Below are 14,726 nucleotides of genomic sequence, written 5' to 3'. Positions count from 1 at the left end.
ATTCCCGATGAGCGCCGAGCGTGTCCCGGAGGACCGCACCTCCGGTCTCACCGGCGGCCCGCAGCCCCGTGAAGCCGGGCCCGGGACCGACCTCGGCTCGGGCCGACGTCTCCCGCGTCTGCAGGCCCTCGCCGGCCTGACCGTGCGCGGCAGCGACGGCAAGACCGTCGGCCGAGTGCGCGACATCTACCAGCAGGATGCGAGCGGCGCGCTCGCCGCGATCACCGTGATGCCGCGTCAGTTGAGCGCCCGCACCGTGCTGATCCCGGCGGTCGCGATCGAGGCCCTGCCGCCGCTCGACGAGGATCGCGCGGGCCCGCGGTCCGACAAGTGCGCCCCTGCGCCGGAGGCGCCCGGGCGGGAGACGACGGCGCCGCATGCAACCGCGCGGCAGGCGCCGGGCCGACGCGCCCCCGCGATGGACGTCCCCTCCGAGGACGCCCGTGCGGAGGACGCCACCGGGAAGGACGACGTGATCCGGCTCCGCGTCGACGCCGCGACGGCCCGGGCCGGGAGGCGCCCACCGGCGATCGCCCACGTCGCCCCGCAGGATCTGCGCGAGGCCGCCGAGGCCCTGGGGCTGGACGACCCCGACGGCGGGTCCCGCTAGAGCACCGTCTCGGCGCCCATCACCACGGTGCGCGTCGGCGGCAGGTGCAGCACCTGGGTGCGGTTCGCGGAGCCGCGCTCGAGGGCGCGCACGAGCACCTTCTGCCAGCGCGGCATCACGGCCTCCTGCCCGGCCTCGATGCGGAAGACCGAGAGCACGTACATCGCCTCCTCGGGGTCGACTGCGAGCGCGGGCAGGTGCCGTGCGCAGCCGGCCGGGCAGTCCGCCGCGTGCTCGTGGCCGAGCAGCTCCACCGCGGTGCGCAGCGCGGCGGGCACGTCCTGCGAGTCGTGGAAACCGACCAGGTACGTCAGCTGCACGACCCCCGGCCCGATCTCGCGGGCATGGACCCGGTCGTCCCGGTGCGCGTGGGGCACTCCGATGTGCTTCATCGTGATGATGACGACGTGCTCGTGGAGCACCTGGTTCATCTCCACCCCGGTGCGCAGCGCGAGCGGCACGGTGGTCGGGTCGCCGTGCGGGTAGACGACCAGTCCCGGCACCCGCCGCACCGCGCACTCGGGTCCGGCGACGAAGTCCGTCAGCGACCCCTCGAGCTCCCGTCTGCGGCCGAAGAGGATCCGCGCCCCGCGATGCCACACCAGCATGATCGTGGAGAGCACGGCGGCGATGACCAGCGAGATCCAGCCGCCCGCCGGGACCTTGACGATGTTCGCGGCCAGGAGCAGCAGCTCGAGCCCGCCGACGACTGCCGCGAGCGGGACCACCTGCCACAGGGGCCGGCGCAGGATCCGCCGCGCGTAGAGCAGGTACAGCGCGAGCACCAGCAGGATCGTCGCGGTGACGGCCAGGCCGTAGGCCGCCGCGAGCGCCTCGGAGCGGCGGAAGACGAGCACCAGCGTGACCACGCTCGCGAACAGCAGCAGGTTGATGGCGGGGAGGTAGACCTGGCCGCCGTGCTCGAGGGACGTCTGGGTGACCTTCAGCCGCGGCAGCAGCGAGAGCCGCGTCGCCTGCCGTGCCACGGAGAACGCCCCCGAGATCACCGCCTGGGAGGCGATGACCGTCGCGACCGCGGCCAGCGCGACCAGCGGGACCCTCAGCACCTCGGGCACCAGGGTGAAGAAGGGGTTCACGATGGTGGAGGGGTCGGCGAGGATCAGCGCGCCCTGGCCGAGGTAGTTGATCAGCAGCGACGGGAGCACCAGCGCGAGCCAGGCGACCGCGATCGGTCGGTGCCCGAAGTGGCCCATGTCGGCGTACAGCGCCTCCGCGCCGGTGATCGCGAGGACCACGGCGCCGAGCGCGATGAACGCGACCACCGGTCGCTCCACCATGAAGGCGATCGCGTGGTGCGGGGACAGGGCGCGCAGGATCGAGGGGCCGGCGAGCAGGTGCGGCAGTCCGATCGCGGCGAGGGTCAGGAACCACAGCGCCATCACCGGGCCGAAGAGCCGGCCGATGCCGCCGGTGCCGCGGTGCTGCACGGCGAACAGCGCGGTGAGCACGATCAGCGCACCGGGCACGATCACGGCGTTGGGCACGGCGGCCGCGACCTCGATGCCCTCGAAGGCGGAGAGCACGGAGATCGCCGGGGTGATGACGGAGTCGCCGAAGAAGAGTGCCGCCCCGATCACGCCGAGCACGAGCGCGACGGACGCCTCGCGCGGCCCGACCCCGCCGGGGCTGCGCAGCTTGCGCAGCACGAGCGCGGTGAGCGCGAGGATGCCGCCCTCGCCCTGGTTGTCTGCCCGCATGATCAGGCCGATGTAGGTGACGGAGACGATGATCAGCAGGCACCACACCACCATGGAGGTCACCCCGAGCACGTCGGCCTCGGTGGGGGCGACGGCGTTGTGGCGGAGGCTGAAGACGGTCTGCAGCGCGTACAGGGGGCTCGTGCCGATGTCGCCGAAGACCACGCCGAGCGCGCCGAGGGAGGCCGCGGCGAGCGGGGTGCGGGCCCGGGGCATCCCGCGGTGGTCGAGGTGCTGGTGGCCGTGGTGACGGGGCGACGCCGACGACGCGGCCGGGGGCGCTGCCCGTGGGGATGTCGCCCTGGCTGCCGTGGGCGTCGCCCCGTCCGGCGGGGGAGCGGCCTGCGAGGTGGTCTCGTCGGCCTGCGGGGTCTGCTCGGAGTGTGGGGTCGTGGGCTCGTCGGAGCTGGGCGAGCTCGAGGTGTCCTCGTGCACGAGAGGATCATGCCACCGCTCGGCGGCGATGCAACCGCGGTGACCGGGCGGGTTCCGCTCCGTGCGCCACGACGCCGACGGAACGGCCGATGGCGGCGCCCTGTCGGCGCCCGTCTACCATGACCTGCATGACCTCACCCCGCCACGGGGCCGCTCCCGTCGGCCACAGCGCGATGCGCTCGGCGAACCTGAGCCTGCTGCTGCGCCACCTGCACGACCATGGCGGGCGCACCCGTGCCGCGCTCTCCCAGGAGACGGGCCTGTCGAAGGCGGCGGTGACCTCGCTGATCGCGGACCTCGCCGAGCGCGGCCTGGTGCAGGAGGGGAAGATCGACCGACGCGGCACCGTCGGCCGGCCCGGGACGGAGGTGCGCATCGACCCCGGGCACGCGGCCGGCATCGGCCTCGAGCTCAACGTCGACTATCTGGCCGTGAGCCTGCGGGACCTCGGCGGGCAGGTGCGCTTCCGCTCCTCGGTCCCGATGCCGCTGGTCGACGGGCCGGACGGCCGCAGCTACCCGCCCGGGCCCGTCCTCGACCTCGCCGCCCAGCAGCTGCGCGAGGCGCTCGCGGCCGCCGGGGCCGAGGGTCTCTGGGTCGCCGGCGCCACGATCGCCCCGCCCGGCCCCGTGGACTACGAGGGGGCGAGCGTCCGCTTCGCCTCGAACCTCGGCTGGTCCGACGTCCCGCTGGGCCGCGCGCTCGAGCAGCGGCTCGGCACCGACCTGCCCCCGCTCTCCCTCGAGAACGACGCGAAGCTCTCCGCGCTCGCCGAGGCGCCCCGGCTGGCGCGGCAGGGCATCACGGACCTCGTCTATCTCACCGGCGACATCGGCGTGGGGGCCGGCATCATCGCGGACGGGAACCTGATCCGCGGCTGGTCCGGATTCTCCGGCGAGGTGGGGCACATCGGCCTGGACCCTGCCGGGCCCCGCTGCCGCTGCGGCAGGCGCGGCTGCTGGGAGACCCTCGTCGGCTTCGACACCGTCCTCGCCGTGCTCGATGCCGAGGACCCCGCCCGCTCGGGCCGGCTCCCGATGCAGGAGCGGCTGCGACGTATCCGCACCCTGCTCGACGCCGGGGATGCGCGGCTCGAGGACCGCTTCGCCCGTCTGCCGGAAGACCTCGTGCGCGGGGCCGGGGTGCTCGTCGATGTGCTGAACCCGCAGGCCATCGTGCTGGGCGGATACTTCGGCGCCTTCGCCGATCGGCTCGTGCGGCCGGTGCAGGAGGCGCTGGACCTGCGCCTGCTCGCGCAGGACGGCCGGGTCGAGGTGAGCGCCTCCGTGCTCGGCCTCGACGCCGCGGCCGCCGGCGGTGCGGCCGTCGCCCTCGAGCGCGTGCTCGCGGACCCGCTGCTCGCCCCGCCCCTTCCGGCCGGCGCGGCCCGCGCCTGACCTGCAGTCCTGGCGGGGTGCTGCGGTCCCGCCCCGCCCGGCCCGAGCTGGACCGGCCCGACGGTTGACATGTCGGCCATCACGCCCCTAGTTTGTTCGCGATGTGAACGTTTGGGTGTCGCGGCCGACCTCGGCCGACTGCGCCCCGCCCGCGCAAGGAGGAGCGAGAATGATCAGGTTCGGCACCGGTGGCTGGAGGGCCATCATCGGCGACGAGTTCACCCGCGAGAACGTGCGCCTGCTCGCGCAGGGCCTCGCCGACCGCATGCACGACGAGGGCGTCGTCGACCGCGGTCTCGTGATCAGCTATGACCGCCGTTTCCTCTCGGACGTCGCCGCGTGGTGGGCGATCGAGGTGCTCGCCGGCAACGGCATCCCGGTCCGGGTGATCACCCGCCCCGTGCCCACGCCGATGTGCATGTGGACGGTTCGGCAGACCGGTGCCGCGTACGGCATCGCGGTCACCGCCTCGCACAACCCGGCCCTGTACAACGGGCTGAAGATCTTCACCGAGGGCGGGCGGGACGCCGAGCTCGAGGTGACCGACGAGCTCGCCGCACACACCGAGACCCTCACCGCCGACGACGTCCGCTCCCTGCCGCGGCACGAGGTGCGCGGCAGCGAGCTGGTCACCGAGCAGTCCTCGATCAACTGGTATCTCGACTCGATCATCGAGCAGCTCGACCTCGACGTGATCCGCCATGCGCACCTGAAGATCGTGCTCGATCCGATGTTCGGCGTCTCCCAGACCTCTCTGCAGACGGTGCTGGTCAGCGCCCGCTGCGAGGTCGAGGTGATCAACGCCCGTCACGATCCGCTGTTCGGCGGGCGCATGCCCTCCCCGGCCGAGGGGTCGATGTCCCCGCTGCGCCAGGCCGTGCTCGAGCGCGGCGCCGACCTCGGCATCGCCACCGACGGCGACGCGGACCGGCTCGGCATCATCGACGACACCGGCGCCTACATCAGCCCCAACCAGGTGCTCGTGCTGCTGTACGAGTACCTGCTGACCGGCAAGGGCTGGACCGGCCCCGTCGTGCGGAACATGTCCACCACCCACCTGCTGGACCGGGTCGCCGAGGCGCACGGCCAGCAGTGCCATGAGGTGCCCGTCGGCTTCAAGTGGATCAGCGCGAAGATGGCCGAGACAGACGCCGTGATCGGCGGGGAGTCCTCCGGCGGGCTCACCGTGCGCGGCCACATCCCCGGCAAGGACGGCATCCAGGCCGCCGGGCTGCTGGTGGAGATGGTCGCCCGCGCCGGCAAGCCGCTCTCGGAGATCTACGCGGAGATCGTCGAGCGCTACGGCTCCCTGGTGATGGAGGAGGCCGCCTACGAGTACACCCCCGAGCGGCGCGAGGAGCTGCAGCGGAGGATCTTCGAGGAGCACGAGCTGCCCGCCTTCGACCGGGAGGTCGAGCGGATCTCCTGGACCGACGGCGGCAAGGTCTACTTCGCCGACGGCTCCTGGCTCACCATCCGCTTCTCCGGCACGGAGCCGGTGATCCGCGTGTTCTCCGAGGCGGAGACCGCCGAGGAGGCCCAGCGGCTCTCCCGCACCGTCGCCGAGCACTACGGTCTGGAGGCATGAGCGTGATCGACACCGCAGTGGTCCTGGCTCGAGGACTCGGCTCCCGCATGCGCAAGGAGGGCACCGGCGACCTCACCCCGGAGCAGGCCGAGGCCGCCGCCTCCGGCCACAAGGCCCTCATGCCCATCGGCGAGCACCGCCTGATCGACTACTCCCTCTCGGCCCTGGCCGACACGGGCGTCCGTCGCGCCGTGCTCGTCGTCGCCCCCGAGCACGAGGAGTTCGCCCGGCACATCGAGCAGCTCGCGCCGCGCCGGCTCACGATCGACCTCGCCGTCCAGGCCGAGCCGAAGGGCACGGCCGACGCCGTCGCCTCGGCCCGCGAGGCCGTGGGCGAGCGTCCCTTCGTGATGGTCAACGGCGACAACCTCTACCCCCGTGAGGGGATCGCGGCCCTGCTCGAGCAGGAGTGCACCACCCTGCTCGGCTTCGAGCGGACCGCGCTCGTGGAGCACTCCAACATCGCCGCCGAGCGGGTCGCGGCGTTCGCGATCGTCGAGCACCGTGACGGCCGGCTCGAGCGGATCATCGAGAAGCCCTCCGCGGAGCAGCTCGAGGAGGCCGGGCCCGACGCCCTGGTCAGCATGAACGCCTTCGCCTTCCAGACGGAGATCTTCGAGGCCTGCGACCGGATCGAGCCGTCCGAGCGCGGGGAGCTCGAGATCGTCGACGCCGTCCGCGCCCTGCCGGACGTGCGCGTGCTGCCTTTCGCGGGCGGGGTCCTGGACCTCTCGCGCCGCGACGACGTCGACGGGGTCGAGCGCCGCCTGGCCGGCGTCGAGGTCGTCCTGTGACCCGGAGCGCCGCCTGGACCATGCCGGGCCGCATCGAGGTGCTCGGCAAGCACACCGACTACGGGGGCGGACGCGTGCTGGTGTGCGCCGTGGACCGCGGCGTCACCGTGCGCGCCGAGCGAATCGACGGGCCGACGGGAACCCTTCAGGCGAGCACAGACGCCTACCCGGGCACGCTCCGTCTCGCCGCGGGCACCGCCCCGGACCTTCCCGCCGGGCACTGGGGCCGCTACGTCCACACCGTCATCGAGCGGCTGGGGGCGAACTTCGGCCCGCTGCCCGCCGCGCGGCTCACGATCACCTCGGACCTCCCGCCCGCCTCCGGCATGTCCAGCTCCTCCGCGCTGCTCACCGCCAGCGCGCTCGCGCTCGCCGACCTCGCGGGCCTTCCTGCCACCGAGGCCTGGACCTCCCAGATCCCCGATCGCGCGGCCCTGGCCGGCTACGCCGCCTCGATCGAGAACGGGAAGACCTTCGGGGCCCTCGCCGGCCGGCCCGGGGTCGGCACCAGCGGCGGCTCGCTGGACCACACCGGCATGCTCGCAGGCCACGACGGCATGATCTCCTACGCCGAGTTCGACCCGATGCAGATCCTCGACCAGGTCGCACTGCCGGAGGGCTGGTCCTTCGTCGTCGCCGTCTCCGGCGTGCTCGCCGAGAAGACCGGCGCCGCCCAGGCCTCCTACAACCGCGGCCCCGCCCTGCTCGGGCAGATCCTCGAGCGCTGGAACCGGGCCACCGGCCGGGCCGACGCCTCGCTGCAGGGTGCGCTGCGCTCCCTGGTGGGGGAGGACCTCGCGGCCGGGCTCGCCGAGGACGAGGAGCGCTGGGAACCGCTGCGGCGCCTGGCCGACGAGGGCGCCGAACGGGACCGGCTGGACCAGTTCCTGGTCGAGTCCGCCGTGCTCGTGCCCCGTGCGCATCGCGCCCTGCGGGGCGGGGATCTCGACGCCTTCGCGGCGACGGTCGCCGCCTCCCAGAGCCTCGCCGAGACGCATCTGCGCAACCAGGTCCCCGAGACGGTCGCCCTGGTCCGCCACGCGATCGACCTCGGCGCCCGTGCCGCCTCCGCCTTCGGCGCGGGCTTCGGCGGCAGCGTCTGGGCGCTGGTCCCCACGGCCGACGCCGACGGCTTCGCCGCGGAGTGGATGGACCGCTACCGCGCCTCGGGCGCTGCTCCGGAGACGGCGATCGCGCTGGTCACGCGGCCCGGCGCGCCGGGCAGGCGGGTCGGGTCGATTGCCGGGTAGCCGGAACCGTCGAGGTGAGCCGTCAGGGTGCTGGAGTGTTCGCGGGGGTGCTGCTCGTCTCTGACAAGGCTGTTCGTGAGCGGAGCAGAGCGCCCTACAGCTCGTCCCACTCCAACGCACCTTCTTCAAGCGCCCACTGGCGGAAACCTCCGCGCGTGAACGGCAGGTAGTAGTCGCCCGACAGGAGGTCATCGGCCAGGGACTCGACGAGGGCGACGGTGAGCAGCTTCTCGCGGATGCCCTCGCAGAGGAGCTGGAGGGATACGCGAACTTCGATGCCATCCGCGATGCCCCGCCGTCGCGGCGTCTCATCATCGATGATCACGGTATGCCCCAGCCCCCGGCCCAAGGCAAGGACCCCGCACTCGCCGAGGTTCTTCCTTCCGCTGACGAAGGCTTCCTCGTACTGGGCGAACGCGGCGAGGACATCGAGGTCCGTCGAGCGGTCGACGGAGATCCACTCGGCATCGAAGATCTGCGAGAGGGCCGGGATCGAGTGTCGTTGGTCCAGCAGCTCCTCTTCGACGGACTCCGGGATGACGACGCGCGCCGCGTTCTTCTCGGCGATGAGCTTGAGGACTCCGAGCCATCCGTTGACCGCGAAGTGCCGAAGCGGGCCGGTGTCGAATGCCCAGGAAGATGTCGTGTCGGTCATGAGGTGAAGGACCAGATCTCGTGGGCATCGCGCTGCCGCGGTGCTGGCAGTTCCTCCTCCTCCACCGTTCCCCAGAGCAGATCGTAGGCGCGCGCGGTGCTGATCTGCGACTCCCGGACCAGCTGGATGACAGCCTTCTGATAGGGACCTGCCTGTGTGGTCCCCGCGAGCTCGTCGGCGGCGACGTGGAGGTCGAACTCGATCATGTCTGCGGCAGTGGTGACGGTGTTCCGGATCAGGCCCGCCGTCGAGGAGTCGATGAGATCGAGATCGAGGAGGCGCCGGGCGAGTGTCGACATGTCGACGCGGAAGGTGCTTGCCAGGATGACCGCTGCCGCACGATGCCCCTCGTTGCCGTCGACGTGCTTCCACTGCACCTCGACAGCAGGTCCTGGGAGGAGCAGCGCACGGGCGAAGTCATCAAGACGGGATTCGATCGAGGACTCCGACGCAAGCGAGACGCGGTAGTCCACGGTGTACTGGTCGCCCACGAGATAGTGGCCAAGCTCGTGGGCGGCAGCAAGTCGACGGCGCCCGATCTTGTTCGCGCTGTTGACGAGGGTGACTCCGCCTCGGCGCAGGAGCAGAGTGCCTGCGTCTGCGACGTCATTCCCCATGTCGCGGCTGAAGACGAGAAGTCCCAGGTGGGCGAAGCGGCGGGCGAGGCCGACCAGCGGCTCGCTCTGGCCGACCCCCAACCCCTCTCGCGCGCGCCGAGCCATGGCCTCGGCGTCGGCACGGCTGTGCGGGTGAGCCCACGGATCACCGGGCGAAGCCAGGGACAGGGCGCCGAGCCGTTGTGTGAGCTCGACGTCCTCGGCGATCTCGGCGAGGTGCTCGTCGATCCGGGAGTCGACCGTGTCGAGGCCCTGCGAGGAGCGGTGGGAGACGAGCGCCGGAGTAGGTTCCTTGAAGAAGTGCGCCATCCTCACCCCGAGGGCTTCGGCGATGTGAGCGAGCTCGAGAGCGGAGACCTTGCGGGCGCCGCTCTCGATCTTGCTCACAGCTGAGCGCTCGATCCCTACCTGGGAGGCGAGTCCGTCCTGGGACATTCCTCGACGGGTGCGTGACTCCTGGATGCGGTGCCCGAGCTCTCGGGAATCGATGGCGGCCATGTGTGCGATTGTGGCACAACGGTGCGGACGGAGACAGGGCGGGCGGCTCAGCCCTTCACAGCCCCGGCGGCCAGGCCCTGCACGTAGAACCGCTGCAGCGAGACGTACAGGATCACGCAGGGGATCATCGCGATCACGGAGCCGGCGACGAGCTGGCCGAAGTCGACCTCGCCGTACGTGCCCACCTGGATGTTCAGCAGGGCGATCGGGAGGGTGAAGTACTTCTCCGTGGTCAGGAAGGTCAGAGCGCCCAGGAACTCTGTCCACGAGGTGAGGAAGGCATAGAGGGCGGAGCTCGCGATCCCCGGGATGATCATCGGCCGCAGCACCTCCGCCAGCATTCGCAGAGTGCCCGCGCCGTCGATGATGGCGGAGTCCTCGAGGGCCTGCGGCACGGTATCGAAGGTGTTCTTCATGAGGAAGATCCCGAAGGGGAGCGCGAAGTTGGCGGAGAAGAGCACCAGCCCCAGCAGCGAGTCGGTGAGCCCCACCGAGTTCATCAGCAGGTACAGCGGGGTGAGGATCGCCTGGAAGGGCACCATCATCGACAGCAGGATGAGGCCGAAGGCGAGGCGCGAGCCGCCGAAGCTGAACTTCGAGAAGCCGTAGCCGGCCAGGGTCGCGACGAGGGCGGTGAGAGCTGCGGTCGACAGCGACACCACGATGCTGTTGAGCACCGGGCGGAGCATGACCGCGTCGGAGGAGAGGAAGACGGAGAAGTTCTGCCCGGTGAGGTCGAACAGCTCCGGGAGCGCCGGGGTCCCCAGGATCGTCTCGTTGGGCTGGAAGGCGCGGAGGATCGACCACAGCAGCGGCAGACTGAAGATCAGTGCGAACAAGACGCCGAGCACGGCATATGGCACGGCACGACGGTCCTTGACGACGGGACGGCTCATCACTCATCACTTCCTCGGAGCAGGACGAACTGGGCGATCGTGACCAGCGCCGTGAACACGACGAGGATCAGCGAGATCGCGGTGGCCGAGCCGAGCTGCAGCTCGACGAAGGCGCGGTTGTAGACGAAGCCGACGATCGTGGTGGTGTCGGTGCCGGGCCCGCCCTTGGTGAGGATGAAGAACTGGTTGAACGCCAGGAACGAGCCGATCACGGAGATGATCAGCGACATCCCGATCGCCGGGCGGATGATCGGCACCGTGATCGACCACTCGCGACGCCGCCAGCTCGCGCCGTCGATGTCCGCCGCCTCGTAGACCTCGGTGGGCACGCCCTGCATCGCGGAGAGCAGCAGGATCATGGTCAGCCCCGGCACCGCCCAGATCACGAGCGCCGAGAGCACGATCGTCCCGAGCACGCCGTCGAGCAGCCACGCCGTGCTGCCGTCGGTCAGGCCGAGGCCCGCGAGGATACGGTTCAGCGCCCCGGAGTCAGGCTGCGCCTCGAGGACGAGCATGTAGCTCAGCGTCGTGAGACCGATGACGTAGGGGAGGAAGAAGATGGTGCGCAGCACGGTCGCGCCGCGACGGTTGGAGCGCACCAGGACCGCCAGCCCGTAGCCGAGCAGCAGGATCGGACCGGTGACGATGCCTGTGTAGAGCAGGGTGTACCGCAGCGCTTTCCACATGCCCGGGTCCTGCACGGCCTGGATGTAGTTGTCCAGCCCCACGAAGCGGTAGTCGCCGATCAGCGGCCAGTTCGTGAAGGAGATGTACACCGCGAGAAGCAACGGGACCAGCGCGAAGAAGGCGACGAGCAAGAGGGCAGGGGCGATCAGCAGCACCCCGGTGGCGGGGCGGTGGGTGAGCGAGCGGGAGCGGCGTCGCGGTGCGGGCGAGGAGACGCCCGCCTCGTGACGGCTCCCCAGGGGGCCGGGACGCGTCGTCGCGTCGAGTGCGGTCATGACGTGCTCCTAGAGCTGGGTCTGCGTGAGGATGCGGTCGTACTCGGACTGGGCCTCCGCCATGGCGCCCGGCACGTCGCCGTCGAACACCGCGCGACGGATCATCGCCAACCACGGGCTGGTCGACTGGTTGTAGAGCAGGTTGTACGCGAGGGTCGAGGGCACGTACCCCTCGTCGAGGTGCGTGACGGGCAGGACGGCCTGCTCGTAGGACTCCGCGAAGGCGGCGTCGGCGCTGTCGGAACGGATCGGCATGTAGCCGCTGTCAGGGAGAGCGCGCTGCACGTCGAGCTCGAGGGTGTGCCGCATGAACATCCATGCGCCTGACGGGTTGCGGGCACCGTTGAGCAGGCACATGTTGTCCCCGCCGGAGAAGGTCGCCCGCCCGCCGGTCGGCCCAGGCAGGAGCACGTTCTGCGAGGATGGACGGAATTCCTCGTCGGCCTCGGCGACCGCCGAGCCGTAGGCGCCGGGGAAGAACACCACCTCGCCTGAGCGGTAGTCGTGCCCCCACTGGGAGCCGTCCTCCACGAAGGCCCGCTGCGGAACGAGATCGTCGACCCACAGCTGCCGGTGGAACTCGAGGACCGCCTCGACGACGTCGTTGCCGGCGACGTTCCCGGACTGGTCGCCGAGCTCGCCCGCGATCAGGTCCGTGTCCGCCGCCCAGATCATCGGCTGGATGGTGAATCCCATCGCGCCCGAGGCGTTGCCGGGGAACGTCCACGGCGCCGTCTCCGGGAGATCCCGCTTCAGGGCTTGGCACGCCTCCATCAGGGACTCGAGGCTGCTCGAGACCTCTTCGAGGTCCAATTCGGCCCGAGCGAGCAGGTCGGTGTTGGCGAAGAGCGTGGAGTAGTCGCCGATGAACGGGATGCCGTAGATGCGGTCCTCGTATTCGGCGAGCCCCATGTGGCCGACGGAGAGCGCGTCACGGAAGGGGAGCGCTTCGACCAGCTCGGTGATGTCCGCGAAAGCCTCGCGCACGGAGAACAGCGGACAGTTGATGAGATCGAAGTCGACGATGTCGGGGACGGAGGCGCCGCGGATCGAGGTGGCGAGCTTGGTGACGTACTGGGCGTCCGGGATCGGCAGCACCCTCACCTCGAGCTCATCGTGCACGGCGTTGAAGCTCTCGGCCGCGGCCTGGATCGCAGTCTGCGTCGCGGCGCGGCACCACACGGTGACGCTCCCGGTGGCGTCCTCGCCGAATCCGTTCGCGGTCGTGTCGACAGGTGGGAGGGTCCCGGCGCAGGCGGCGAGGGCTGCGGCGCCCGTGCCGGACGCGCCGAGCGCGAGCCCGGCGCGGAGCAGTGAGCGCCGGCCGATCACGATCGCTCCTGCAGCGGGAGCCACACGCGCATCGCGGCGACGGAGCGGTTGCCCCAGGCGAAGTAGGGGATCGCGGTCCAGGTGTGCGCGGTGCGCTCCTGGACCGCGTCGTCGCTGCCGTGGACGGGATAGGGCCAGGCGTCCGCGGCGGGGGAGGAGCGCACCACGCTGCCGGCGAGGCGCAGCGGCACCGCGCCGTCGAGGGCGTCGATCGGCGCTCCGGCCTCGGGCATGACGTCGGGGTCGATCTGCGCGTCGTCGACGGTGACGTCGTCGACCTGGTCCTCGTTCTCGATCGCGTAGACGAGCGGCCCGCGCTCGAGGGCGACGGCGCCGCGGGAGGCGTCCAGGCGGTGGTGGGTGCCGATGAAGCGCGGGGTCAGGTCCAGCTCGAGCGCGATCTCCTCGCCCGGGGCGAACACCTTCTCCACGACGGCGACGGCCTCGCCCGAGGGCACGGTCGCCGTGTCCCCGTCGACCGTGAGCCGGGCGCGTCCGCGAGACCAGTCGGGGATCCGCAGCGAGAGCCGGCGCGGGGCCGACGGCGCGGCGTCGACGCGCACCGTGATGCGGCCGTCGTGCGGGTAGTCGGTCGCGGTGGTGACCGTGAGGGTCTCCTCGCCCTCGCCGGCCGACCAGGTGCCGCTCGCGTACTGGTGGATCTGCAGGCCGTGAGCGTCCTGCGTCGCGACCAGGTGGTCCAGGCTCGCCAGGGTGCGCATGATGTTGGGCGGGCAGCAGGCGCAGTCGAACCAGCCGCGGCGGCCGTGGGCGATCGAGCGGCCCTCGTCGGCCTTCGCGCCGTCGCGCAGCTGGAGGGAGTTGACGTAGAAGTACTCGGTCCCGGCGAGCGACACCCCGGCCAGGAAGGCGTTCAGCAGAAGGCGCTCGATCGCGTCGGCGTAGTGCGGTTTCCCCGTCGCCAGCAGCAGCCGCCACGCCCACTGGATCGCGCCGATCGCCGCGCAGGTCTCGGCGTAGCCGCGATCGGTGGTCATCTCGTAGGGGTCGCCGAAGGCCTCCCAGTCCCAGCGCGCGCCCATGCCGCCGGTGACGTAGGTCTTCGTGGCCAGGAGATCGGCGAACACGGACTCGCAGCGGGCGAGCAGCTCCGCATCGTCGTCCTCGATCGCCTGATCGGTCGCGCCGGCGAAGAGGTACAGGGCGCGCACCGCGTGGCCCTCGACGGAGACGGTCTCGCGCACGGGCGCGTCGGCGGAGAAGTAACCGGGTCCGGGGCTCACGTCGTCGAAGCGCTCGCCCTTCCCGCGCACGTCGAGGAAGAAACGGGCGAGGTCGAGGATCTCCTCGCGACCGGTCAGCCGGTGCAGCTCGACGAGCGCCATCTCGACCACGGGATGGCCGCCCGTGGCCTGGCGCAGGTCGGGCCCGAAGACTGTGCGCAGGTGCGCGACGATCCGCAGCGCGACGTCGAGCAGCTTCTCCTCCCCGGCATTGCGGGCGAGGGCGACAGCGGCCTGGATGAGATGTCCGTAGCAGTACAGCTCGTGGTTCCAGGCGAGGTTCGTGTACCTCTCCTCGGCGCTGTGGCGGAGCGTGTGGACGCTGTTGAGATAGCCGTCCTCCAGCTGGGCGGAGGCGACGAGCTCCGTGACCTCGCGGGCCAAGGTGCGCAGCTCGGCGTCGTCCTCTCGCCCCAGCTCGAAGGCCACGGCCTCGAGCCATTTGTAGACGTCGGAGTCCTGGAAGATCATCCCGCTCGCCTCGCCCTGCTCGGCCCTGGCGACGCGGCGGAAGTTCTCCAGCGTGCCGGAGGCCTCGAGCTGCGCGTGGCCCGAGCGGAGGCCGGCGACGCGGTTGCGCTGCTGGCGGGTGTGCCAGAACCCGCCGGTGATCCGGGCACGGCCCGCGTCGAGGGGGTGCAGCGCGGCGGCGGCACCCGGGGTGGGCAGGGCCGGTGCGCACAGGGCGGGGGCGGACAGGGCGGTGCGGGCGGCGACCATGGAGCAGGTC

The 14,726-nt window shown here is 71.4% G+C and carries 12 protein-coding genes; 5 read left to right on the top strand and 7 right to left on the bottom strand.

Features of this window, described 5'->3' with window-relative positions:
* Positions 1–7: 7 nt before the first annotated feature.
* Entirely contained in the window at positions 8–610 is a 603-nt protein-coding gene (locus D1648_RS15555; protein ID WP_122943513.1) for a PRC-barrel domain-containing protein, read from the top strand.
* Here the strand turns inward: D1648_RS15555 and D1648_RS15550 are convergent.
* Positions 607–2,544, bottom strand: coding sequence for a potassium transporter Kup (locus D1648_RS15550; RefSeq protein ID WP_164518767.1), 1,938 nt, complete (start codon positions 2,542–2,544; stop codon positions 607–609). The genes D1648_RS15555 and D1648_RS15550 overlap by 4 nt on opposite strands.
* Before the next feature lie 347 nt (positions 2,545–2,891).
* Here D1648_RS15550 and D1648_RS15545 point away from each other — a divergent pair, with 347 nt between their 5' ends.
* From D1648_RS15545 to D1648_RS15530, 4 genes are all read left to right on the top strand, one after another.
* The gene (locus D1648_RS15545) at positions 2,892–4,160 is read left to right on the top strand and encodes an ROK family transcriptional regulator (protein WP_241155542.1); all 1,269 of its coding nucleotides are present in this window, start codon (positions 2,892–2,894) and stop codon (positions 4,158–4,160) included.
* Between the two features lie 169 nt (positions 4,161–4,329).
* The gene (locus D1648_RS15540) at positions 4,330–5,748 is read left to right on the top strand and encodes a phosphoglucomutase/phosphomannomutase family protein (RefSeq protein WP_122943510.1); all 1,419 of its coding nucleotides are present in this window, start codon (positions 4,330–4,332) and stop codon (positions 5,746–5,748) included.
* Entirely contained in the window at positions 5,745–6,542 is a 798-nt protein-coding gene (locus tag D1648_RS15535) for a sugar phosphate nucleotidyltransferase (RefSeq protein WP_164518766.1), read from the top strand. The genes D1648_RS15540 and D1648_RS15535 overlap by 4 nt, the downstream gene beginning before the upstream one ends.
* Positions 6,539–7,792, top strand: a complete 1,254-nt coding sequence (locus D1648_RS15530; protein WP_122943509.1) for a galactokinase family protein — start codon at positions 6,539–6,541, stop codon at positions 7,790–7,792. Before D1648_RS15535 ends, D1648_RS15530 begins: the two co-directional genes overlap by 4 nt.
* 94 nt (positions 7,793–7,886) lie before the next feature.
* Here the strand turns inward: D1648_RS15530 and D1648_RS15525 are convergent, their stop codons facing one another.
* The 6 genes from D1648_RS15525 to D1648_RS15500 are packed head-to-tail and all read right to left on the bottom strand — an operon-like array spanning position 7,887 to position 14,716.
* A complete protein-coding gene (locus D1648_RS15525) occupies positions 7,887–8,447 on the bottom strand; it encodes a nucleotide-binding protein (RefSeq protein ID WP_241155541.1) in 561 nt (186 codons plus the stop codon).
* Positions 8,444–9,562, bottom strand: coding sequence for a helix-turn-helix domain-containing protein (locus tag D1648_RS15520; RefSeq protein ID WP_122943508.1), 1,119 nt, complete (start codon positions 9,560–9,562; stop codon positions 8,444–8,446). Before D1648_RS15520 ends, D1648_RS15525 begins: the two co-directional genes overlap by 4 nt.
* 47 nt (positions 9,563–9,609) lie before the next feature.
* Entirely contained in the window at positions 9,610–10,458 is an 849-nt protein-coding gene (locus D1648_RS15515) for a carbohydrate ABC transporter permease (RefSeq protein ID WP_122943507.1), read from the bottom strand.
* Positions 10,458–11,420: a carbohydrate ABC transporter permease gene (locus tag D1648_RS15510; RefSeq protein WP_122943506.1), complete on the bottom strand. Its 963-nt coding sequence runs from the start codon at positions 11,418–11,420 to the stop codon at positions 10,458–10,460. The genes D1648_RS15515 and D1648_RS15510 overlap by 1 nt, the downstream gene beginning before the upstream one ends.
* 9 nt (positions 11,421–11,429) lie before the next feature.
* A complete protein-coding gene (locus tag D1648_RS15505; RefSeq protein WP_241155540.1) occupies positions 11,430–12,752 on the bottom strand; it encodes an extracellular solute-binding protein in 1,323 nt (440 codons plus the stop codon).
* Positions 12,749–14,716, bottom strand: a complete 1,968-nt coding sequence (locus tag D1648_RS15500) for a glycoside hydrolase family 127 protein (protein ID WP_122943505.1) — start codon at positions 14,714–14,716, stop codon at positions 12,749–12,751. Before D1648_RS15500 ends, D1648_RS15505 begins: the two co-directional genes overlap by 4 nt.
* Positions 14,717–14,726: the final 10 nt, after the last annotated feature.

This window comes from Brachybacterium sp. EE-P12 (assembly GCF_003711805.1).
Lineage (GTDB): Bacteria > Actinomycetota > Actinomycetes > Actinomycetales > Dermabacteraceae > Brachybacterium.
Note: the sequence above shows the minus strand (reverse complement) of the source record. Positions and strands in the feature narration are given on the sequence as shown.